The following is a 21,393-nucleotide window of genomic DNA, read 5'->3' on the forward strand; positions in this document are numbered from 1 at the left end:
GGATGGACACGGGACTATTATTTCGACCTCAGATATTTGATGAGGGCAGCGATCCCGAGCAGGAGGAGGAGGACAGCAAGCAGCATGAAAATCATGCCGAACAGGCCGCAGCCCATCATGCCGCCGTCCATCATCATCCTGTCTGGTGAACGATCCTGCGCGGCCGCCGGCAGCATGGCGCCACTCAGAAGCAGTGGAAACAAAAGCGGAATTTTCAACAGGTGTCTCGTCATGGTTTTTCTCCTTCGGGGGTGAATGAGCCGGCCCGGTTATCCGGTTCGGCCCGGGGTAAATCTGATGGAATCTGCAGCCCGACCCGGATGTAGTAGATGGCCGGGATCACGATCAGGGAGAGGATGAGGGTCGAGGCCATGCCGCCAAGCATGGGCAGGGCAATCCGGCGCATGACGTCCGACCCGAGGCCGTCGGTCAGGAAGATCGGGGCAAGACCTGCAAAAATGGTCGTGACCGTCATCAACTTCGGCCTGACGCGCATGGCCGCGCCCTTGCTGACAGCTGCGAAAAGCTGGCTCCTGTCAGACGGGTTCGCCTTTCGGACTTCCGCGTCGATGTAGAGCAGCATCACGACGGCAGTCTCCACAGCAATACCGCCAAGGGCAATGAAGCCGACGGCCACGGCGACAGACAGGTTGTAGCCAGCCAGCCAGACGGCCCACATCCCGCCGATCAGGCCGAAAGGCAGGCTCGCCATGATGATGAGGGTCCGGTCGAGCCTTCCGAAATGGAGCATCAGGAGCAGGAAAATCAGGGCAATCGCCGCTGGAATGGCAATTTTCAGCCGCGCATTCGCTTCCTGCATCTGTTCATACTGGCCGGAGAACTCCACCGCATATCCAGCAGGTAGGTCGACGGCGTTGGCAATCATCTGTCTGGCGTCTGCAACATAGCTGCCCATGTCCCGGTCCGCGATATCGACGAAAACCCAGCCAGTCAGCCGGGCATTTTCCGACCGGATCATTGGCGGGCCTTCCGTATAGGAAATGTCCGCCAGTTCGCTGAGAGGGATATGGGCGCCGGACGGGGCGGGGACGAGTATCTCTTCCAGGTCTGTGGCACTCTCACGAAATGGCCGATCATAGCGCAGGATGATGTCATAGCGTTCCCGGCCCTCGACAGACTGGGTGAGTGTCATGCCGCCCAAGGCGGTTTGGATCACGGACTGGAAGGTGGCCATGTCGATATTGCGCCGGGCGAGTTCACCTCGGTCCGGCGTGATCTCGAGATATTTGCCTCCCATGACCCTGTCGGCGAAGGCCGAGCGCGTTCCGGGTACGTCCGAAACGGCCGCTTCTATCTCCCGGGCAATGGCTTCGATCTCGGTCAGATCGTCTCCGGTGACCTTGATACCAATGGGCGTGCGCACACCTGTTGAAACCATGTCCATACGGATCTTGATCGGGTAGCCCCATGAGTTCACAAGGCCGGGCATTTGCAGCTTGGCATCGAGCTCATCGGTGATGTCCTCGACCGTCACACCTGGCCGCCAATCCTCCTTCGGTTTCAGCTTGATCCATGTCTCGATCATGGTGAGTGGCGCCGGATCGGTCGCGGTATCGGCGCGCCCGGCCTTGCCGAAAACACGGTCAACTTCGGGAACAGTCTTGATGACGCGGTTTGTCTGGCCAAGAATCTCCCGCATCTTGGTCGATGACACGCCGGGCAGGGTGGTCGGCATGTAGAGGAGCTCGCCTTCATAAAGAGCCGGCATGAATTCCGAGCCGATCCTCTGGACGGGCACGATGACGCTAGCCGTCAGCGCGAGTGCAAGGGCGACTGTGATCCACTTGAACCTCAGGGCTAGATGGAGCAGCGGTTTGTAGGCCCAGACGAAGAAGGCGTTCAGTGGATTGGCTTCCTCGCGGCGAAAGCGCCCCCGCATGAGATGCAGCATCAGGACAGGCACGAGCGTGACCGACAGGATGGCGGCGAAGGCCATCGCATACGTCTTGGTATAGGCAAGCGGACTGAAGAGCCTGAAGCTCTGACCGGTCAGGGCAAAGACCGGCAGGAAGGAGACCGTGATGATCAGGAGTGAAAAGAATATGCCGGGGCCGACTTCCTGGGCGGACTCGACCAGCGCCTGACGGCGGACTCTCGGATCGGGTTTCGGTCCCAAGTCCGCCAGTTTCCGGCTGGCATTCTCGACGAGCACGATCGAGGCGTCGACCATCGCTCCAATCGCGATTGCGATACCGCCAAGCGACATGATGTTCGCGGTGACGCCCTGCCAGGACATGATCAGGAAGGCCCCGAGCACACCAAGAGGCAGGGTAATAATGGCGACCAAGGACGAGCGAACATGCAGGAGGAAGATCAAGATGACGAGCGTGACCGCGATGCCTTCCTCGATAAGCTTGTCCTTCAGATAATCGACCGAGCCTTCGATGAGCGGGGCGCGATCATAGACGGTGACGATCTCGACCCCTTCCGGCAGGCCGCTCTGGAGGCTGTGGAGTTTCTCCTTCACGCGGTCGATCACAGAGAGGGCATTCTCGCCATCACGCATGACGACGATGCCCGCTACCGTTTCACCTTCGCCATTGAGCTCCACGATACCGCGCCTGAGAGCTGGGCCTTCGACAATCCGCGCCACGTCGCTCAACTGGACAGGTGTGCCATCCTCCGCCTTGATCACGACCTGTTCGAGATCGATTTTCTCATCGACATAGCCGGATGAGCGGATCACATATTCGGTTTCACCCTGTTCGAGCACACGGCCGCCGACCTCGCTCGAGGCGGCGCGCACCGCATCCCGTATGCGTGTAATCGACAAGTCGTAACTTCGCAGGCGGTTGGGATCGAGGAGAACCTGGTATTCCCGGACAAAGCCGCCGACGGACGCGACTTCCGCGACGCCTTCCACACCTGCGAGTTCGAGCTTCAGGAACCAGTCCTGAAGCGAACGGAGCTCCGCGAGATCGACGTTGCCGCTCTTGTCGACCAGGGCATACTGGTAGACCCAGCCGACGCCTGTCGCGTCGGGGCCAAGCTGTGGCACGGCGCCATCCGGCAGCTCCGACCCCAGTCTTGAGAGGGCTTCCAGGACGCGTGAGCGTGCCCAGTACATATCAACATCATCGTCGAAGATGACATAGACGAAACTGGTGCCGAACATGGAAGAGCCGCGCACATCCTTCGTCCTTGGCAGGCCGAGAAGATTTGTCGACAGGGGATAAGTAACCAGATCCTCGACGATCTGCGGGCTCTGGCCGGGAAAATCGGTGCGTATGATGACCTGTGTGTCGGTCAGGTCCGGCACTGCATCAAGGGGCGTGCGCTGGATGGCCATCCACCCCGTGATGGCGAGGGCCGCAGCGAGCATCAGGACAATGAGCTGGTTGGACACCGACCAAGAGATCAGCTTCGCGACCCATGATTTTGATGGATCACGACCGGCGAGGTCGTTTGAATCTTGTTCTGACATGCCTACCTCCTAGCGCTCGCTGGCCTGGTTGACGCCAGGGGCGCCGCGATCGGCATTCATCGGCATGCCGGCCATCGGGTCTGGCCAGCCGATCTGTTCTTCTCCATCATCGCTATAAGGGTTGGCGGGGGTGCCAGCCTCCTGAAGCCAGTGCCGGTCAGTTGCCCTGTCCCTGTAGAGGGCCAGACCCGCATCCCTGTAGTGCTGTGGCGCGCCTTCGAGCAACCAGGGTTTCAGGGCTTCCACTAGTTTGGCGAGCTGTGTGGTGAGATCTTCATTGCCGACGGAATTCCGCGCTGCGGCCAGCGCGGTTTGCGAGGCATTGATGACCGGCGCCAGCTTGGTATTCGCGTAGCGATCTCTCAGTACAGGCGCCAGGGCGAGGGCCGGGTCGACGAACAGCGGATCAATGTCATATGCATCCGTCAGTGCTTCGTGGAAATAGAGCGCCATGTCGGTGAAGTGATTGATCTCAGCCAGGGTTTCGTAGTCCATCGGAATATCGGAGAGCGGTGTTTCCGGACCGGCCGGTCTCGCTTCTGGAGCCTCCAACTTGGAAAGGCCTTCTTTCAGGTTCGCTTCGCTATCGAGCAGGAACTGGCCGCTGGCGACGACCACTTCGCCGCTTTCCAGGCCCGACAGGATCTCTGTTCGGCCATCGGCCGAAATCCCGGTTTGCACCGCGCGTCCGGAGAAACGGCCATTGCCTTTGGCGATGACGACACGGGCGCCCTCACCACCAAGCAGAATGGCTTCACTTGGGACCGAAAGCCGCGGACGGCCACCGATATTCAGGCTTATGTCCGCATAGGCGCCCGGGCGAAGATAGCCCGATGCATTATCCACTTCGATCCTGACATTGGCCGTGCGGGTATTCGGGTCAATTGTCGGATAGATATAATCGATGCGGCCTTCGCCAGGCGCATCAGGCGCGCTTGGAAAATCGAGCTCGGCCGGCATGCCTGTCTCCACCAGAGGCAAATCGCTCTCCGGCACAGAGGCAATGACCCACACATCGGCATAGGATTGAAGCCGTAATATGGGCGTGCCGGGTTTTACATAGTCGCCATTGCGGATTTGGAGCTCGGCAACCGTGCCGCCAGCTTCCGCATAGACCGGGACGCGCTCAATGACCTGGCGGGTTTCGGTGAGCAGGTCGATGGCCGCGTTCTGCATACCAAGTGAGCGCAGGCGCTGCCGGACCGACGCGATACGCGCCTCGTTTCCAATTTTGAAAGAGTTCAGATAATCCCTTTGCGCGGCGATCAGGTCCGGACTGTAGATCCGGTAGAGAAGGCTACCAGGGCGGACCGTGTCCCCCTCGGCATTGACCGCCAGATCCTCGATCCAGCCTTCGAGCCGCGATACGGTAACATTCTCCAGCCGTTCATCGGTTTCGACCGTGCCGAAGGCTCTCAGTACCCGGCTGAAATCCCTGGTCTCGGCCGGTGCTGTCCTGATCCCCATGGTCTGGATCATTTCCGGCGATACCGCCACGCCCGAGCCTGTGTCATCGGCATAGACCGGGATATAATCCATGCCCATGGAATCCTTTTTAGGAACGGGGGAAGTGTCCGGCTTGCCCATGGGATGCTTGTAGTAAAGGATTTCTCCTTTTGTGCCCGCTGGCTCCTGCGCCTTTTTGGCGGGCACCAAATCCATGCCGCAGATCGGGCAGGTCCCGTCCGGATCGGTCGAGATATAGTGCGGGTGCATGGGGCAGGTGTATTGCTGCGTCTCGTTCGAGGTGGCCGGCAATTCAGCCTGGCCGCCCGATGTTCGGGCAGGCGCGCCGCATGCGGCAAGAAAGAGGGCGGCAGATGCCGTGCCCATTATCAGGAATGTCTTTTTCATTGTGTTACCAGGAGGGCGTTGAGGCGTGCGATCGCAGCGGCCTTGCGGGCCGTTTCAGCTTCGATTTCCGCCCGGAGTTTGAGAATGGCGATCTCGCCGTCGATGATCGGCGCATAGCCGCCAACACCGGACTCATAAGTAATCAACTGGGCCTCGACTTCGTCTTCGACGGCAGCAATTTTGACCTGCAGGACATTGATACTGTCATCGGCCGAGCGGATAATGGCGTCCCGGGATGCGTACTGAGCCGCCGCATTCCGTGCGGCAGCCTGGTAGCGTTGCTCGGCGCCGGCCCGCTCAGCCTTAGCGGCGCGCAAGTTTGGTGCCTGCTTCCTTTCGGCCCAGAGCGGAACCGTAAAAGTCACCATACCGGAGACCCAGTCATCCCCCGCGAACATCGCGCCTTCATCGCGCTGTTGATAAGTGAGCTGGGCCCCCCATTCTGGCTTCCAGGCCGCGCGGGCCTCGTCGATACCGTAATCGGTAACGCGGACGGCCGCGTCGGCAACACGCACGGTATGGAACTCAAGCGCGGTACCGGACCAGTCTTTTTCAGTCAGGGGAGGGGCGCTGGTCGAGGGAACCAGACCGACGAGCTCGATCAGGAGCGCATCGGTCTCGGCTTCCTGCTGATCGAGATCAACAAGCGTCCGGGACACTTCCGCCCGCTCGCTTTCAATTTCGGCGAGGCGGTAAACGGCCGGGCGGCCCGCATCGATTTCGGCTTCTACAATGTCGACAAGCTCGTCATATTTGGCATTTTGCGCTTCGGCGAGGGTTCTCTGTCTGGCTAATCTTCTCTTGTCCGCGAGAAGGGCGATCAGTTCGGCGCGCAATGCCGCGTAACGAGCATCGCGAACCGCCTCGGTCCGTACCGACATCGCCCGGGCCTCACCAGCGCGCGCTTGCCGGCCTGCGAGGTTTGGAATTTGTTGCCGGATACCGACGGCTTTATTGGTCGGCAGGTAAGTGTCGAAGGAGGGATCGAAAATCGGAAAGTTGTTGATCCCGAGGGATACGACGGGATCCGGTAACGCTGTTGCGGCGATAGCACGCTCCCGGTTGGCCTCGGCATCATAACCGAGAGCGGAAAGGCTTGGATGCGACTTGAGACGGGCTTCAAGCTCGTTAAAGCTCTGAGCGCTGGCAATCGTCGCCTGTGGGATAGCAGCAAACGCTGCGACCAGCAGGATTCTGGCAATATGGGGCATGATAAAACGGGATTTCCTGAATTGTGTGAAACGATGACGTCAGGCTGCTGTGGAAGCCGAAGGTCACCGCTCTCAATTCAGGAAGCGCTGTTTCAGAGTAACGGGTGTCTGGTGTGGCAGGACCGCATTTGGCGGTGGTCCTGTCGAGAGGGTCGACCGTTCAGGCGGAAACGCAACGGGCGCTTCAGCGAGTATGATCGGCAGGATAGGAGAAGGATCGACAGACAGTGTAATTGGGTTGGCGTCCGACTGCGCCTGGATCAGCATGGGCGCGCAATCAATGCCCGCCAGGCAATCTGAATCCGACGACGACTGCGGGGATTTATCTGCGTCCGCCTCGATTTCCATCGCCATATCGTGGCAAGGATGACTTGTGCTGATTTCGACCTTGGTGGCCGCCTCGTCGCCCAACATGAACGGACATGCCATGACAGGCTGCGCAGTAAGAATTGCTGCGGCCAAAAGGGTCAGGAGTCGTATCAGAATGGGCATCGATTTGGTGGTTAGGTCAATAATCCAGAAATTTCAGTACAATACATTGAGAGATTCTATCATTTCTTGCGCCCGCCGAGCACTGCGACAAGCTCCTCGACCTTTTCTCGTCGCTCGTCGACATTGTTTCCAGTCAGGGCATGGTCCACGCAGGTCGCAATGTGATCGTCGAGAATAGTAGCTTCCAGCCCCGCCAGCGCGGCCTTCACTGCCTGCACCTGACGGATTACGTCGATACAATAGCGATCTTCCACCACCATCCTCGATATGCCGCGCACCTGTCCCTCGATGCGGGCCAGCCTGCGGGTCGCGGCCTCTTTAGTTTCAGTCTTCATGGCAAATACCCCATACGGGGTATATATATGGGGACCTCGTGAAGCAATTGCCAGTCTCTTTATGCGTCAGCAACAGAAAATTCAGCCCAAGATAGAGTTATGGTCATCTCTCAATGGCATTTCCAGCTGCGGTCCACGCCTTCATCGAGCCGATATAGACATCGACCTCGGAGAACCCGTTCCGCAGAAGCTGGGAGGCGGCAATCGTGGCGCGTGCACCGCTTCCGCACATGACGGTGACGGGCTTGTCCGGGTCGAGGTCACTGGCCGCATCAGGCAGCTTGCCGACATAGGCGTGCTTGCTGTCCTTGATGTGGCCGCTCTCATATTCATCGATGGCGCGGACATCGAGCAAGGTCCAGCCTTCGGGCGGGTTGTCCACCCGCGCGGCGACCGTTTCAGTATCGATGAAATCAAGCACGTCGAGCGGGCCGTTCTTGACGGCGAGGGGCATGGCGCCGCTGACAAATCCGCTCACATTGTCGAAGCCGATCCGCTGAAGCGTGATGGCCGCGTCGACGGCCTGGTCCTCATCCCGAGCCAGTAGCAGCACCGGTTTGTCGTTTGGCAGTAACCAGCCCGCGAAGGCGGCAAGCATGTCGTGCGGGATGCAGAGCGAGCCTGTGCGGTGGCCGCCGGCAAAGTCAAAAATGCCGCGAACATCGAGGCAGATCGCATCGCCTGGATCGAGCAACATCGCCGGGGAGGAAGGCAGAGGCGCAGGCGGTGCGGCTTCGGCGCCTTCTATGTTGCCTTCTTCCATGCGCCGGAAGTAGGGCGGAATGTAGTGGTTTTCCGCGACTTTAGCATCGATAAAAGCCTCCCGGCCCCCGATTTGCAGGCGCGGATTGTTGAGCTTTTCATGGCCGATGGAGGAGAACTCCCGGTCGGCCATGCCCGAGCCACAGACCGAACCTGCGCCATGCGCGGGATAGACGAGGCACTGGTCGCCGAGCCCCAACAGTTTCTCCAGGCTGTCATAGAGCAGGCCGGCGACTTCGCGTTTGCGGTCGGGATAGAAGTCCGTGCGCCCTACATCGCCAATGAACAGGGCATCGCCCGTGAACACGCCAACCGGGCCTTCCTCGAAGCTCTTGTCATAAAGCACGTAGGACAGGCTGTCGTCGGTGTGCCCGGGCGTTTCGAGCACCTTGAGCAGGGCCTCACCAATCTCGAACGTGTCGCCTTCGCGCGTCTCGGCGGCGTACTGGATTGGCTTTTCAGGGTTCGGCCCGTGCCAGACCTTTGCGCCGGTCTCTTTCTTCAGCACGGCGGCGCCTGAAAGCAGGTCCTCGTTCCGGTGGGTTTCGAAGACGTGCTTGATGACAGAGCCTTCCTCACGGGCGAGGTCCAGATATATGTCGATGTCACGCCGCGGATCGATGACCGCAGCTTCGCCATCAGCACTCAGGAAATAGGAAAGGTGGGCAAGACCCTGTGTCTTGATCTTTTCGAGTCTCATTCTGTTTCGCTCCTTTTCGGGATCGAATGGGTCTGACTGGACGTGGAAAGCGCGTCAGTCCTCGGCGATGGATGCACCGGCAGCGTCTTCTGGATTGAGCGTGCCTTCAAAAGGGGGCACGGGACGGCTTTCCGCCTCGCTCTCGGTCGACGCCGGACCATTCTCCGCGATGTCCGAAATCAGCCACTCCATTTCCTTTATCTCGCGGCGCTGGGCCGTGATGATCTCGTCGGCAAGCTCACGTACACGGACATCGTCGATGCCGGCGCGTTCACTGGTCATGATGGCAATGGAGTGGTGGGGGATCATCGCTTTCATGTACGACCGGTCCTCGACCGTGCTTTGGCTGCGCACCAGCCACAACGCCAGGACGAACACGACGGCAGCGCCAACGAATATACTGATATTGATGCGGCTGTCCTTGTACATGTTGAGCATGAAGCTCAGCATCACGACGGCCATCGCCGCACCCATAATGAACGCCATGTAAAAGCGCGTCTCACTCCAGCGAACATGCTCCCACGCATAAGTGTTGAGATACATCAGCCCAAACATTACGATCATCGATGTGATGATCATTGCGCCGAACCGCCAATAACTATTCTTCATATCCACTTTCAACATCCTCCTTATACAGTGGTGGGGTATTTCCACGACTAACGGAGAAGGGTGTAAACAGTTCCGTGCTAACCAGATTTTTGAATTCCGCCTGAAGTTGGGCCATCCATTTGGTTTCGCATAAGAAGGAAAATGAAGGATGCCGAGCAGGAAATCAGCAGGAAACCATTGAGTGATTCCAGTCCGGCCAGGAACCGCGAATGTCCGGTTGGATAGATATCGCCCAGCCCAAGCGATGTGTAGTTGACGAGGGAGAAATAGAATATGTCCATGAACCCGTCCGCTTCGCCGCCCTTGAAACCACCTAAATCAAAGACATCCAGTAGCTTGAAGCTGGTTGCATAGAGCGTTGCCTCAGCCAGGTGCGCCAAGCCTGCACCTACAATCCCAGAGAGTACGATCGGGAGTCCTGAGCGCGCTTCATGGTTCAGGCGTAGGTTCAGGTGCGCCAGTGCGAAATAATGTAACGTACTCGCCAGAGCAAAAGTGAGCAGTCCAATCAAGCTTGCAATGATCATAAATGGGCTTTGTGTTGGTCGTTTCCGGCCCCCTCTCCGGGAGGATTATCGCGGAGCTGTTTCAGGAAGAAATGCTCGAATGAAAACACTGCAGCTATGCCGAAAGCCGCGATCAGGATGATGACTGGATCGGCTTGCCACTTCAGGACGAGGAAGGCGATCAGGACGACGGCATCGAGCGCCATTGCACAGATAAGGATTGCAGGTGCGGCGCCGACTTCCTTTCTCAAATGCCGGAAGACGCCCCAATGGATGATGATATCCATGACCAGATAGAAGATTGCGCCAAGCGAAGCGATGCGACTGAGATCGAAGAAAGCCGCGAGCAATCCGGCAGCCACAACCGTATAGACGAGCGTATGACGCTGTACCGTTCCGGGCATGCCGAAATGTCTATGCGGAATCAGGTTCATGTCGGTCAGCATGGCGAGCATGCGGGAGACGGCAAACAAGCTGGCAAGCAGGCCTGAAGCTGTCGCGATGATCGCAATCGTTACTGTGAACCATAATCCATAGTTTCCAAGTGCAGGCCGAGCCGCCTCGGCAAGGGCATAGTCCTTCGCCGCAACAATCTCCGAGACAGTGAGGGTTGATCCGACAGAGAAACAGACAAGGAGATAGATGAACGTGCAGAGCGCAAGCGAGATCATGATGGCCCGCCCGACGTTGCGGTTCGGTTCCTTCACCTCGTCGCCACTGTTCGTGATGGTGGTGAATCCCTTATAGGCTAGTATGGCGAGTGCGACTCCGGCTAGAAATCCGCTTGCAGACGTGTTGTCGGCAAAGCCATCTGCTGCGGGCTGGAAGCTGAATCCCGCAGCCCAAAGCGCAACAAGCGCGAAAATCAGTATGCCACCAATCTTGAGAATGGCCGTGACCTTGGACACGCCGCCGATCACCTGATTGCCGGCAACATTGATCACGAAAGCCATGATGATCAATCCGATTGCCAGCAAGGGGACAAGTGGGCCGCCTTCGACGCCGAACAGCTGCAGCGTGTACGTACCGAACGTGCGGGCGACCAGGCTTTCATTGATGATCATCGAGAACGCCATCAGCAGGGCGGCGCTTCCGGTCACGGTAGACGGCCCGTAAGCGCGTTGGAGTATCATCGCGATCCCGCCGGCGCTCGGATACTTGTTGGAGACTTTGATATAGGAATAGGCGCTGAATCCGCTGATGATGGCGGCCGTGAGGAAGGCGAGCGGAAACAGGTCGCCTGCAAATCCAGCGACCTGGCCGGTCAGGGCAAAGATGCCGGCACCAATCATCACACCCGTCCCCATGGCGACGGTGCCAGCGAGCGTCAGTGATCCTTGCTTGTACTCATCCTTACTCATGGTCTGGCCGGTTCAGAGACCAATCGCGTTCCCCGATAGGAGGCTTCCGTCCTGGCATCCTCTCCAGAGAAGATGATGACATCAAACGGATCTGGCGCGTTCGGTGTTTCCATGCCGGGAGAGCCTTGCGGCATGCCGGGGATCGAGAGGCCGTCAACGTCAGGCTTTTCTTCGAGCAAGCGTCTTATTTCCCGAGCAGGGACGTGACCTTCAACGACATATCCGGCGACGTCTGCGGTATGGCAACTCATCAGCTCAGCCCGAACACCGAGCTGTGACCGAATGGGTGTCAGGTCCTCTTCCTCTTTCACGATGACGTCGAAACCCTCGTCATGCAGGTGGTCCACCCAAGCGGCGCAGCAACCGCACCACGGCGTCTTGTGAACGGTGACCGTTTGCGCGTTCGCTGCAGGCGACGCGGTCAAGAGCATCACGCCCACTATCAGGGCTGCAATGATCAGCCCGCCAAGCGCGCTCATACCAACCAGTCTGGACATGTCTGTGCTCCGAAAAGTTAGAGCTTAAGGGATCTCAGCCGCAAGGCGTTGCCGATGACAGAGACCGAGCTGAAACTCATGGCGGCCGCCGCGATCATCGGGCTCAGTAGCAGGCCAAAGAAGGGATACAGAATGCCGGCGGCAACCGGCACACCGAGCGTATTATAGATGAAGGCGAAGAAAAGGTTCTGGCGGATGTTACGCATCGTTGCGTGGCTGAGCTCCCGGGCCTTTGCGACCCCGATAAGATCGCCTTTCACAAGGGTTACACCTGCACTCTCCATGGCTACATCGGTTCCGGTTCCCATCGCGATTCCGACATCTGCCTGTGCGAGCGCAGGCGCATCATTTATGCCGTCACCGCACATGGCCACGCGGGCACCGTTTTTCTGGAGTTCGGAGACGATCCGATGCTTGTCTTCAGGCGAGACGTCGGCGTGAACCTCGTCGATGCCGACCTTGTCGGCAACCGCGCGGGCTGTCGTCTCATTGTCACCTGTCAACATCACGATCTTCAGCCCTTCGGCATGGAGGCGTTCAATGGCCTCCGGTGTTGTCTCCTTGATCGGGTCGGCGACGGAGACAAGGCCTGCCGGTTTTCCGTCGACGGCGACGAACATAACCGTCTGTCCTTCGGCGCGGTACTGGTCAGCGCTTGCCCCGAGGTCGTCCGACCAGCCCGCGATCCGCTGCATCATCTTTCTGTTGCCGATGGCAACGGTTTGGCCTTCGACGCTTGCCTGTGCACCTTCGCCAGTGACGGATTCAAACCCGTGCGCGTCCTTGTTGGGTACGCCCTTGGCCTTTGCGCCACGCACGATCGCGTCGGCAAGTGGGTGCTCGCTCAAACGTTCCACGGCAGCTACGAGACTAAGCAACGAGCCTTCGTCGAAGCCTTCGCTTGGCTCGACGCGCACCAGTTCGGGGCGTCCGAGCGTCAACGTCCCGGTCTTGTCGACCACGATCGTATCGACTTTCTCAAGCGTTTCCAACGCTTCAGCATTCTTGATCAGGATGCCGTTGGACGCGCCCTTGCCGGTGCCGACCATGATCGACATTGGGGTTGCCAGACCTAGCGCACAGGGACATGCGATGATCAGGACGGCAACGGCATTCACGATTGCAAAAGCCATCGCCGGATCGGGCCCAAACACGGCCCACACCACAAAGGTCAGGATCGCTATTCCAATGACAGCAGGAACGAACCATGCGGCGACGAGATCAGCAAGCCGCTGGATTGGGGCGCGGGATCGCTGTGCGGCGGCGACCATTCGCACAATCTGGGACAAGAGCGTGTCCTCGCCGACATGCGTCGCCTCCATGACCAGCGAACCGGTTCCGTTGACCGTCCCTCCCGTTACACGGGCGCCAGCAGTTTTTTCAACGGGCAAAGGTTCGCCGGTGACCATGGATTCGTCAACCGACCCATGGCCGTCGACGACCTCGCCATCGACCGGGATTTTTTCGCCTGGCCGGACCCGCAGCTTGTCGCCGGACTTTACATCCGCGAGATCGACATCCTGTTCGCTGCCATCGTCAGCAATCCTGCGCGCAGTGGCGGGAGCAAGCTCCAGCAGTGCTCGAATGGCTCCTGAGGTGGCGCTGCGGGCGCGCAGTTCGAGCACCTGGCCAAGTAGAACCAGCGTCACGATCACGGCGGCCGCTTCGTAGTAGACCGCGACATTGCCACCATGGCCCCTAAACGTGTCCGGGAAGATGTCGGGGGCGATCGTGGCGACAAGTGAATAAACGTAAGCGACGCCGACGCCCATAGCGATCAGGGTGAACATGTTGAGGTTGCGTCGTTTCACGGATTGCCAGCCGCGCACGAAGAAGGGCCAGCCGGCCCAAACGACGACAGGTGTCGCGATCAGGGCCTGCAGCCAGACACTCCATGTCGGATCAAGCCATTGTCCGAGCGGGCTGCCGGGAATCATTTCGCCCATGACAAAGGCGAGCAGTGGCGCCGAGAAGACAAAGGCGACCCAGAAGCGCTGCGTCATGTCATCAAGTTCGCTGGTATCCTGTTCTGCCGTCACCGTTTCTGGTTCGAGCGCCATGCCGCAGATCGGACAGCCTGTATTAGCAGTTTCGCGTACCTGCGGATGCATCGGACAGGTCCACACGGTGCCTGCATAGCCGTTGGGAACCTTATCATAGGCGTCATCAGGCTTCTCTGGAGTGGCCTGATCGTCGTGATGGCACGCATGTCCGGAATGGACGTGAGAGGTGTCGTGGGTCATGGCTCTTAGTCTTTCAGCAGGAGTGCTTCACAGGACGAGGGTCTGCATTACTTTTGTGCGCTGCTGTTTCGGTTGAAGAAGTTACACAAGGGAACGAACAGAATGGCGATGTACCAGCCATAGAGATAGCTCTCGACAAGGCCGATCAGGAAACCGGGCAGCGTCCCAAACTCGAATCCGGGCAGTAGATCCTGCCATGCCGGATGCATGTGAAGGCTAGGCGGCGTCACGAGCCCCCAAACGATGCAGATCAGAAATGTAATGACGAGAAATAGGGACACGGCATGTCCCACAGATGTAATTTTCATGAGGTCGCCTTCCTGCGGGTTCGTGGCAAAGCATTGCATCGGCGGTATGCCGACAACAGACACATAATACCCCTATAGGGTATAAACAAGATTTTGTTGTCCCGTGCTTCACGGCTTTACCTTTCGCCGAGCCTTCCAGTAGTTCGTCTCCTCTTTTTCAACTGCAGCGCCGGTTTCTCGATCACGTGCCATGACGCCGCCGCCGCAAGGATCACTGGCGGCGCGGACACGGCGAGCAGGGCAACAGGATGCATGTCGGGATTAAGGAGCAAAACGCTCTGTAGGACTGGATAATGCCAGATATATATCCCGTAGGAATAGTCCGGCATGGTCGCGATTGTGCGGGAGGCGCTTCGTACCAGGCCGAAGTGCATCAATCCGGCGGCGAGCGTGATATTTGCAAGTGTTTCACCGATCGGGGTGCGGCCAAGAAGCAGAAAACTGCCTATCGCAACGCATATTGAAAGCCATCCCGCACGTCGCAAAACCGGAAAGTGCCATAGCGTCATGCCCAACAAAAAAGCGGTGGTGAACCGAAAGAGTGCGACAACGCCGTCGGGCGCATCATTCAGGATCGACGCATGTTGCAGTACCAAATAAAAAAGTTGCGAAATCAGAAGCGACGTCAGCACCCGCCACCGATTTTTCAGAAATCCGCTGAAAAACCCAATCCCCGCCAAGACATAGGCAAGCATTTCGTAACGGATTGTCCAAAGAGCCCCATTAAAGACCGGGTCTGATGACATTCCAAATACGCCGCCCGGCGCGCTCAGGGGGTCTCCCATCAATAGGACACGGAGAACGTAAGTCCAAGGTTCCGAATCAACTAGGTAGCGAATTCCGCCCGGGTTGCTAAACGCAGGTCCGAAAAAGAAAAGAAGGGCCAACATGAGCACGATGAGCGCCGGATAAATCCTTAGAAGCCTGGACCGTGCGTAGCCCTTCACATCCTTGCGCATTTCCAGACTCTTCGCGATCAGTAGCCCGGACAAAATGAAAAACCCGTTCACTGCGAGATAACTGAGCGTCCAGTCATGAATGCGCGTTGGTTCATACCCGGTGGTGATCAGCCATGCATGACCGACAACCACGCCGAGAGCCAGTCCCCAACGCAATAACGTGAAATGGTTCGCCCCAAAGAGCGGGTCCGCCCACAAACCCGACTGGTTTGCAACGTTTGACATTGATCAGGGCCGCGGCGCACGGGAGGACGAGTGCGTGTGAATAACCTGCCAGGTGCCGGCGACCTTGCGGAACAGCACCGTTTGTTTCCCGATACGCTCCAGGCGTTCGCCATTTGAGCTGAACGTGCCACTGATCGCTGTGTCCGCGACAGCCCATGCAAAGTCACTTCCCTCGAATTGCACATCTATATTCGAGAAGTCGAGTTCGAGATCCGGAATGGTATCTTTTTCGGGCTCGACATGATTTTCGACAAGGTCGAGCAGGCCAGTATTCTCGCCGCCTGATTCAAAGTACCGGGCGCCTGACCAGTCGAGAAAGTTCTGCCGGAACAGTTCGCCATCGCCGGTCTCCCAACCGGTTTCGATCGCGGCCATGATATCCAGGATCGCCTGTTCATCAGTCGAGACCGGTTTGGTGTCATGATGGCCGTCGGAGTTGTCGTGTCCGGCGGGGACCGTGCCTGACATTTCTCGATCAGCTGCACCGTCGGAATGGTCGTGATCATGTCCATCGCCGCTCGCCGATGATCCGTCCATCGTGTCGGATGGAGACTCTCCGTGAGCGTCTTGATGATCGTCTGTTGAATCCACCGTGCCTTGGTCGCCATGACCGGCCCCGCCGCCATGATCATGATCGTGGCCTGGCCCGCTGGCTTCAGGGAGGCTCTGCACGCCAAGTCCGTACTTGTAGACAATTGTGCCTCCCCACCACGCTGTAATCGTCAAAAGACCTGCCACCGCCAGGGCGCTGATCGTAAATACAGGGCCGGGCGACGCGGCCTTTCTCAGCCAGCGCCAACCAGCGAGGGTCAGTAAGGCGAGGCCCGTGAGAACAGCCCAGTTGCGATGGGTTGTCATCGCTTCATGGGACGGCGCATCGTGAGCAACGCTGTAATAGGCCTGGAAACCGGCCGCGATGGTGGCCAGAACCGCCAAGGCAGCCAATGCCAGCATCCAGTCAGCGGCCGGTCGAAGACTGTCGCGCCAGCGGCCTACAGGTACCAGGAGACCAGCCGCATATGCCAAGGCTGCAGATGTGCCGAGGGCATAGGTAAAATGCACCAGCACGGGGTGAATATTGGGTTCTATGAAACCGCCCATCTTGTTCTCCTAATACCAGGTCCGCAGGCCCACGAGAAAGACGATATCGTCGCCTTTACCGCCTGCGGCCTCGATCATGTCGCGTGTCTCGCCGAAGGCGCTTTGCCATTCGACGCCGACATAGGGCGCAAACTCCCGTCTAATTTCATAACGAAGCCGCAAGCCGGCATCGAGTGTGCTGAGCCCCGCGCCCGTTTCTCTTTCCGGTATGTCCTGCGCGGAGAGATTTGCTTCGATCCGAGGCTGCAAGATCAGCCGCTGGGTCAGGAGCAACTCATATTCAGCCTCAATGCGGGCCGTTACATCGCCTTTTTCACTGAGAAAGGCGGAAGCGTCGACTTCGAACCAGTAGGGCGCCAGACCATTCAGTGCGACGACCCCATGCGCGAGACTATCCGGTTCGATGTCGTAGCGAACGCCCGCCTGAACATTCCAGAAAGGCGCAACCGCGCGGGAATAGAGTGCCTGGATCTCAGCATCATCCACGCCCTCTCCATTCAGAGAGGCGCGGCCTTCGCTCTTGAACCAGAGCTTGTTGATATCGCCCCCATACCAAGCCTGTCCGTTCCAGTACAAACTGTCGCCCTCGTCAGACATCTGGGCCTCGAGCTGGTTGAAGAGGATGTAGAAGCTCTTCTGGTCTCCGCCTTCCGCAAGAACGTCCCGGCGAGCGTCCGCCATTACATCCTCGCCGTAGATGGCGTCGGCCTGATCCCAGGGCGGGGTTGGATTAGTGTCTTCCGCGAACGCGCTGCCGGTCGCGTAGAGCGCGAAGCCGAGGAGTAGAGGGGCTGCCAAATTCGGTTTCATCATGATTTTCCCTCCCCATGGTTCATGCCGTGATGGTCCATGGGCATATCCATCTGACCTGCCGGCATTTTTTCGGCTGGTGGCATAGCTTCTGTCGATGGAATGACGCTGACGACCTGCATCATGCCAGCATGCATATGGTAAAGCAGATGGCAGTGGAACGCCCAGTCACCGACATGTTCTGCGGTGATGTCGACGCTGACCCTGTCTGCAGGCTTGACCGTCACTGTGTGCTTGCGGGGCATGTGATGACCACCGCCATTCACGAGATCGAAGAACATGCCGTGCAAATGGATCGGGTGTGGCATCATCGTATCGTTTACGAGCGTCAGGCGAACACGCTCACCCTCGTAGAACTTGATGGACTCGGTCACCTCGGAGAATTTTACACCGTCGAACGACCACATATAGCGTTCCATGTTCGACGTCAGGTGAATGACAATTTCGCGGCCAGGCGGGCGATGGTCCTCATTCATGTCGAGCGCGCGAAGCTGGTTATAGGTGAGCGTGCGGTGGGGGACATCATCAAGCCCGAGTCCGGGTTCGCCCAGTCGGCTCATCGTCACGCCTGATACCTTTGCGACACCGGGGCCGCGCTCTATATCTGCTTCGATCTTGACGGGCTGGACGGCCGCACCGTTGGGGTCAGGCTGCATGAACATGGTGCCCATGTCGTGACCTTTCATGGCGTGATCCGACATGTCCATGTCCATGCTGGTGCCGGGACTGTGATCCATGCCCTCCATGCCTGACATGCCCGCCATGTCTCCATGGGCCATTCCCATGTCCCGCATGGTCAGCATCGGCACGGCTCGAAGCGCAGGCGCATCGGCCCGCATACCGGCACGCGGTCCGAGCGTGGCGACGGCCTGGCCGGAGCGGTCGATCGATTCGGCAACAAAGGCGTAGGCGCGCGCTTCGGTTGGCGCGATGATGACATCATACGTCTCGGCCACGCCCATCTGGAATTCGTCGGTCTCAACCGGCTGGACATTCAGGCCGTCGGCCTGGACCACGGTCATCGGCAAGCCCGGGAGGCGGACATTGAAGAGGGTCATGGCGGAGGCGTTGATAATGCGCAGGCGAACCCGCTCGCCCGGCTGGAAGACCATATTGAAATTATCGGCCGTCGAATGGCCATTGATCAGGTAGGTGTAGGTTTCGCCGGTCACGTCTGCGAGATCGCGCGGGCTCATTCGCATCTGCCCCCACATGCCGCCAAGTCCGGTTGGGTTCCACAGGGTAGGCCGGTTGAAGTTCAGGCTCTCGGCATTCTTCTTCAGCTTGTCGAAGATCCGGTGCGGATGTGTGAAGCTCCAGTCGCTTAGGACGAGCACATACTCCCTGTCATAAGCGACTGGGTCTGTACCTGCCGGATCTATGACGATCGGACCGTAATGGCCGAGTTGTTCCTGTAGACCAGAATGGGAGTGATACCAGTAAGTGCCATTTTGCGGCACCTTGAATTGATATTTGAACGTTTCGCCTGGTTCGATGCCCGGGAAGCTGACGCCCGGCACGCCGTCCATATGGAAGGGGACAAGCAGTCCGTGCCAATGGATCGAGGTGTCTTCGGCAAGCCGGTTGGTGACGTTCATTGTGACGTCATCGCCCTCGCGCAACCGCAAGAGCGGACCGGGAAGTGTGCCATTGATTCCGGTTGCCATACCGGCTTTGCCGTTGAGCCTGACCGGGAACTGCCCAATTTCGAGGTCGAAGCGCGTGCCCGAAAGTGAGGGCACACCAAGGTTCCCGTTGCTGGAAGATTTTGCCCAAGCTGGCAGGAGGGTGCTTGCCCCCCAGGCTGCGCCGGTGCCGAGCACCGTCTGCAGCATATGTCGTCTGTTCAACATAATCGTCTCCGTGAGGTGAATTTATGCAATCGAGCTGCTAATGCAGCGACGCACGAACTCAGCTCAGGGAGCGCACCTTTAATGTGATTGGCGTTTGTCGGAACAGGTGATTTCGGACCTCAAGCCAGGGCGTGTGGACATTGACGACGATATTCCAAGCGTGTTGCCATGATGGTTTTACAAGCCCGATCGGCTTCGTATCACCTGACACGTGCTGGACCGAGTTCGCCGTCTTGTCGGCTTGTGCGACCGTCGCTGTCTGAAGCTTGCAGTGATCAGTCTCATCATCGCAAGGTGCCTCAGGCTCATCGGCTGGTGCCTGGTGAGAATGAGTGGTGAACTCGGTTGGCATGCTGTTCGTAGCCGACGTATCGACAGGACACGCACAGAGCACCTGCGACAGGCTGAAAAATACAGTCACGAGAGCTGCGACAACAATGTTCATGATTAATAGATATACCCCTTGGGGGTTTAAACTCAAGAAGGGATTTGAGAATTCTGGAAGTTGGCGTTAACGGATTACGGGACATCTTGTGACGCTAGCCGGGACGGCCAGCCAGCTCAATCGGCCAGTTACCCTGACAATTTCTTTCTGACCTTACCTCCAAATTTGGGCTCAGCCTGCGCAGCATGAAAGCTTCGCCACGTCCTTGTCGAACGTCTGTGCCGCCAATTTTAACCCTTCAACAGTTGTCAGGTATGGAAAAATTGTCTCGCCAAGCGCCTTGCTCGTCATGCCGAACTTCAACGCCATAGCCAGGGTTTGAATCGCATCAGACCCTTCGGGCGCCGCCATCTGTCCGCCCAGAAGGCGGTCGGTCTTCGCATCCGCGACCAGCTTGATGACGCCGCGGGTATCGCGGGCAACGGCGGCGCGCGCCACATGGTCCAGCGTCAGCACGCTGGTCTTGACATCATGGCCGGCTGCCTTCGCCTGCACCTCGGAAAGACCGACGCCGGCAACCTGCGGATCGGTGAACACGACCCAGGGCATGGCCGCATTGTCATAACGCAAATCCTGAAGCCCGAGCGCATTGTTGGCCGCCACCTTGGCCCCATAAGCGGCCATGTAGACGAACTGGTCGCGATCGGTGACATCACCCGCTGCCCAGACGCCAGGCCGTGTTGTGGCCATGTCGGCTCCGACCTTGATCGATCCGCGCGCATCGGTCTCGATGCCGAACTCGCGCAAGCCGAGGTCTTCAGAATTGGCAACCCGGCCTGTGGTGGCCACAAGCCGCTGCGCGAAGAGGGTCACAGGCTTTCCACCCCGTTCGATTGTCAGCGTGACGCCGCCGTCACTCCGTCTCACCGATCGGTAGGACAGGCCGGTCTCGACCGCGACACCCTCAGCCTTCAGCGCGTCGGTCAACGCCTCGGCCACTTCCGGTTCCACGCCGGGCAGAAGACGCGAGCGCGTGACCAGCGTAACCTTGATACCCAGCCGCGACGCCATCTGCGCCAGTTCGCAACCGATATAGCCGCCGCCCAGTACCAGGATGCTCTCGGGCTGTTCGGGCAACGTGAGAAGGTCCCAAGAATCGAGCGCCTCCACGGTCATGATCCCATCAATGTCCGGCAATAGCGGGCGCGAGCCTGTGGCGACCAGGACCTTCGGCGCGGCGATGAACCGGCCGCCGACTTCAATCCCGCCCTCGACCAGGCGTGCGGCACCTTCTTCGATATAGGTGATATTCTCATAGGAAGGCAGCAAATCGATATATTTTTTCTGGCGCATTTCGTCGACCAGTTCGGCCGTGCCCTTGACGACCGCCGGCCAGTCCACGCCTTGCGCGCACGGCTCGATGCCCGGAAACCGTGCTGCCGATATGCCACCATGCACCGCTTCGCCGGCCCGTATCATCGCTTTGGATGGCACGCAGCCGACATTGACGCAGGTGCCGCCGATTGTGCCGTGCCCGACCATGGCCACGCGCCTGCCGGCCTCGGCCGCGCTAATCGAAGCCGAAAACCCGGCCGAGCCAGCACCTATGACAATGAGGTCATAGCTGTCGCCGCTGGTCTCATTGACGGAGCAGCAATCGCCTGTCTTTACGGTTCGATCCATTGTTTCTTCCTCCGCTTGCGACCGGGCACGGCGACGCGGCCTCGATCAAGTATT

The 21,393-nt window shown here is 58.7% G+C and carries 19 protein-coding genes; all 19 read right to left on the reverse strand.

Annotated features, from left to right (window positions below):
* Positions 1 to 17: 17 nt before the first annotated feature.
* A complete protein-coding gene (locus tag F550_RS0115080; RefSeq protein ID WP_018149415.1) occupies positions 18 to 233 on the reverse strand; it encodes a hypothetical protein in 216 nt (71 codons plus the stop codon).
* Entirely contained in the window at positions 230 to 3,445 is a 3,216-nt protein-coding gene (locus F550_RS0115085) for an efflux RND transporter permease subunit (protein ID WP_018149416.1), read from the reverse strand. The genes F550_RS0115080 and F550_RS0115085 overlap by 4 nt, the downstream gene beginning before the upstream one ends.
* Before the next feature lie 9 nt (positions 3,446 to 3,454).
* Entirely contained in the window at positions 3,455 to 5,299 is a 1,845-nt protein-coding gene (locus tag F550_RS0115090) for an efflux RND transporter periplasmic adaptor subunit (RefSeq protein WP_040500571.1), read from the reverse strand.
* On the reverse strand, positions 5,296 to 6,510 hold the full coding sequence (locus F550_RS0115095; RefSeq protein WP_018149418.1) for a TolC family protein: 1,215 nt from the start codon (positions 6,508 to 6,510) through the stop codon (positions 5,296 to 5,298). Before F550_RS0115095 ends, F550_RS0115090 begins: the two co-directional genes overlap by 4 nt.
* A 72-nt stretch (positions 6,511 to 6,582) precedes the next feature.
* On the reverse strand, positions 6,583 to 6,939 hold the full coding sequence (locus F550_RS0115100) for a hypothetical protein (protein WP_233349042.1): 357 nt from the start codon (positions 6,937 to 6,939) through the stop codon (positions 6,583 to 6,585).
* 122 nt (positions 6,940 to 7,061) lie between these two features.
* Positions 7,062 to 7,337 (reverse strand): metal-sensitive transcriptional regulator, encoded by a 276-nt coding sequence (locus F550_RS0115105; protein ID WP_018149420.1) that lies wholly within the window; start codon positions 7,335 to 7,337, stop codon positions 7,062 to 7,064.
* A gap of 103 nt (positions 7,338 to 7,440) precedes the next feature.
* Positions 7,441 to 8,799 (reverse strand): MBL fold metallo-hydrolase, encoded by a 1,359-nt coding sequence (locus tag F550_RS0115110; RefSeq protein WP_018149421.1) that lies wholly within the window; start codon positions 8,797 to 8,799, stop codon positions 7,441 to 7,443.
* A 54-nt stretch (positions 8,800 to 8,853) separates the two neighbouring features.
* On the reverse strand, positions 8,854 to 9,408 hold the full coding sequence (locus F550_RS0115115) for a DUF305 domain-containing protein (protein WP_018149422.1): 555 nt from the start codon (positions 9,406 to 9,408) through the stop codon (positions 8,854 to 8,856).
* A gap of 77 nt (positions 9,409 to 9,485) precedes the next feature.
* The gene (locus F550_RS0115120; protein ID WP_018149423.1) at positions 9,486 to 9,935 is read right to left on the reverse strand and encodes an ion channel; all 450 of its coding nucleotides are present in this window, start codon (positions 9,933 to 9,935) and stop codon (positions 9,486 to 9,488) included.
* Positions 9,932 to 11,275 (reverse strand): APC family permease, encoded by a 1,344-nt coding sequence (locus F550_RS0115125; RefSeq protein ID WP_018149424.1) that lies wholly within the window; start codon positions 11,273 to 11,275, stop codon positions 9,932 to 9,934. Before F550_RS0115125 ends, F550_RS0115120 begins: the two co-directional genes overlap by 4 nt.
* On the reverse strand, positions 11,272 to 11,772 hold the full coding sequence (locus tag F550_RS0115130; RefSeq protein WP_018149425.1) for a DUF411 domain-containing protein: 501 nt from the start codon (positions 11,770 to 11,772) through the stop codon (positions 11,272 to 11,274). The genes F550_RS0115125 and F550_RS0115130 overlap by 4 nt, the downstream gene beginning before the upstream one ends.
* Positions 11,773 to 11,789: 17 nt before the next feature.
* A complete protein-coding gene (locus F550_RS0115135) occupies positions 11,790 to 14,015 on the reverse strand; it encodes a copper-transporting P-type ATPase (protein WP_018149426.1) in 2,226 nt (741 codons plus the stop codon).
* 47 nt (positions 14,016 to 14,062) lie between these two features.
* Positions 14,063 to 14,323 (reverse strand): hypothetical protein, encoded by a 261-nt coding sequence (locus tag F550_RS0115140; RefSeq protein ID WP_018149427.1) that lies wholly within the window; start codon positions 14,321 to 14,323, stop codon positions 14,063 to 14,065.
* 116 nt (positions 14,324 to 14,439) lie between these two features.
* A complete protein-coding gene (locus F550_RS0115145; RefSeq protein WP_156807961.1) occupies positions 14,440 to 15,507 on the reverse strand; it encodes an acyltransferase family protein in 1,068 nt (355 codons plus the stop codon).
* 3 nt (positions 15,508 to 15,510) lie between these two features.
* Complete coding sequence (locus tag F550_RS0115150) at positions 15,511 to 16,608, reverse strand: nuclear transport factor 2 family protein (protein ID WP_018149429.1); 1,098 nt, start codon at positions 16,606 to 16,608, stop codon at positions 15,511 to 15,513.
* 9 nt (positions 16,609 to 16,617) lie between these two features.
* Positions 16,618 to 17,421, reverse strand: a complete 804-nt coding sequence (locus F550_RS0115155; protein ID WP_018149430.1) for a copper resistance protein B — start codon at positions 17,419 to 17,421, stop codon at positions 16,618 to 16,620.
* Entirely contained in the window at positions 17,418 to 19,271 is a 1,854-nt protein-coding gene (locus F550_RS18065) for a copper resistance system multicopper oxidase (RefSeq protein ID WP_040500573.1), read from the reverse strand. Before F550_RS18065 ends, F550_RS0115155 begins: the two co-directional genes overlap by 4 nt.
* Before the next feature lie 58 nt (positions 19,272 to 19,329).
* Positions 19,330 to 19,716, reverse strand: coding sequence for a hypothetical protein (locus F550_RS0115165; protein ID WP_026180821.1), 387 nt, complete (start codon positions 19,714 to 19,716; stop codon positions 19,330 to 19,332).
* A 171-nt stretch (positions 19,717 to 19,887) separates the two neighbouring features.
* Positions 19,888 to 21,339 (reverse strand): mercury(II) reductase, encoded by a 1,452-nt coding sequence (gene merA / locus F550_RS0115170; RefSeq protein WP_018149432.1) that lies wholly within the window; start codon positions 21,337 to 21,339, stop codon positions 19,888 to 19,890.
* Between the last annotated feature and the right edge of the window lie 54 nt (positions 21,340 to 21,393).

This window comes from Henriciella marina DSM 19595 (assembly GCF_000376805.1).
In the GTDB taxonomy this organism is placed as follows: Bacteria; Pseudomonadota; Alphaproteobacteria; order Caulobacterales; family Hyphomonadaceae; genus Henriciella; species Henriciella marina.

Coding starts and splice junctions, on each gene's coding strand:
- F550_RS0115080 (WP_018149415.1), bottom strand. CDS start 233: ATGACGAGACACCTGTTGAAAATTCCGCTTTTGTTTCCACTGCTTCTG.
- F550_RS0115085 (WP_018149416.1), bottom strand. CDS start 3,445: ATGTCAGAACAAGATTCAAACGACCTCGCCGGTCGTGATCCATCAAAA.
- F550_RS0115090 (WP_040500571.1), bottom strand. CDS start 5,299: ATGAAAAAGACATTCCTGATAATGGGCACGGCATCTGCCGCCCTCTTT.
- F550_RS0115095 (WP_018149418.1), bottom strand. CDS start 6,510: ATGCCCCATATTGCCAGAATCCTGCTGGTCGCAGCGTTTGCTGCTATC.
- F550_RS0115100 (WP_233349042.1), bottom strand. CDS start 6,939: ATGGCATGTCCGTTCATGTTGGGCGACGAGGCGGCCACCAAGGTCGAA.
- F550_RS0115105 (WP_018149420.1), bottom strand. CDS start 7,337: ATGAAGACTGAAACTAAAGAGGCCGCGACCCGCAGGCTGGCCCGCATC.
- F550_RS0115110 (WP_018149421.1), bottom strand. CDS start 8,799: ATGAGACTCGAAAAGATCAAGACACAGGGTCTTGCCCACCTTTCCTAT.
- F550_RS0115115 (WP_018149422.1), bottom strand. CDS start 9,408: ATGAAGAATAGTTATTGGCGGTTCGGCGCAATGATCATCACATCGATG.
- F550_RS0115120 (WP_018149423.1), bottom strand. CDS start 9,935: ATGATCATTGCAAGCTTGATTGGACTGCTCACTTTTGCTCTGGCGAGT.
- F550_RS0115125 (WP_018149424.1), bottom strand. CDS start 11,275: ATGAGTAAGGATGAGTACAAGCAAGGATCACTGACGCTCGCTGGCACC.
- F550_RS0115130 (WP_018149425.1), bottom strand. CDS start 11,772: ATGTCCAGACTGGTTGGTATGAGCGCGCTTGGCGGGCTGATCATTGCA.
- F550_RS0115135 (WP_018149426.1), bottom strand. CDS start 14,015: ATGACCCACGACACCTCTCACGTCCATTCCGGACATGCGTGCCATCAC.
- F550_RS0115140 (WP_018149427.1), bottom strand. CDS start 14,323: ATGAAAATTACATCTGTGGGACATGCCGTGTCCCTATTTCTCGTCATT.
- F550_RS0115145 (WP_156807961.1), bottom strand. CDS start 15,507: ATGTCAAACGTTGCAAACCAGTCGGGTTTGTGGGCGGACCCGCTCTTT.
- F550_RS0115150 (WP_018149429.1), bottom strand. CDS start 16,608: ATGGGCGGTTTCATAGAACCCAATATTCACCCCGTGCTGGTGCATTTT.
- F550_RS0115155 (WP_018149430.1), bottom strand. CDS start 17,421: ATGATGAAACCGAATTTGGCAGCCCCTCTACTCCTCGGCTTCGCGCTC.
- F550_RS18065 (WP_040500573.1), bottom strand. CDS start 19,271: ATGTTGAACAGACGACATATGCTGCAGACGGTGCTCGGCACCGGCGCA.
- F550_RS0115165 (WP_026180821.1), bottom strand. CDS start 19,716: ATGAACATTGTTGTCGCAGCTCTCGTGACTGTATTTTTCAGCCTGTCG.
- merA (WP_018149432.1), bottom strand. CDS start 21,339: ATGGATCGAACCGTAAAGACAGGCGATTGCTGCTCCGTCAATGAGACC.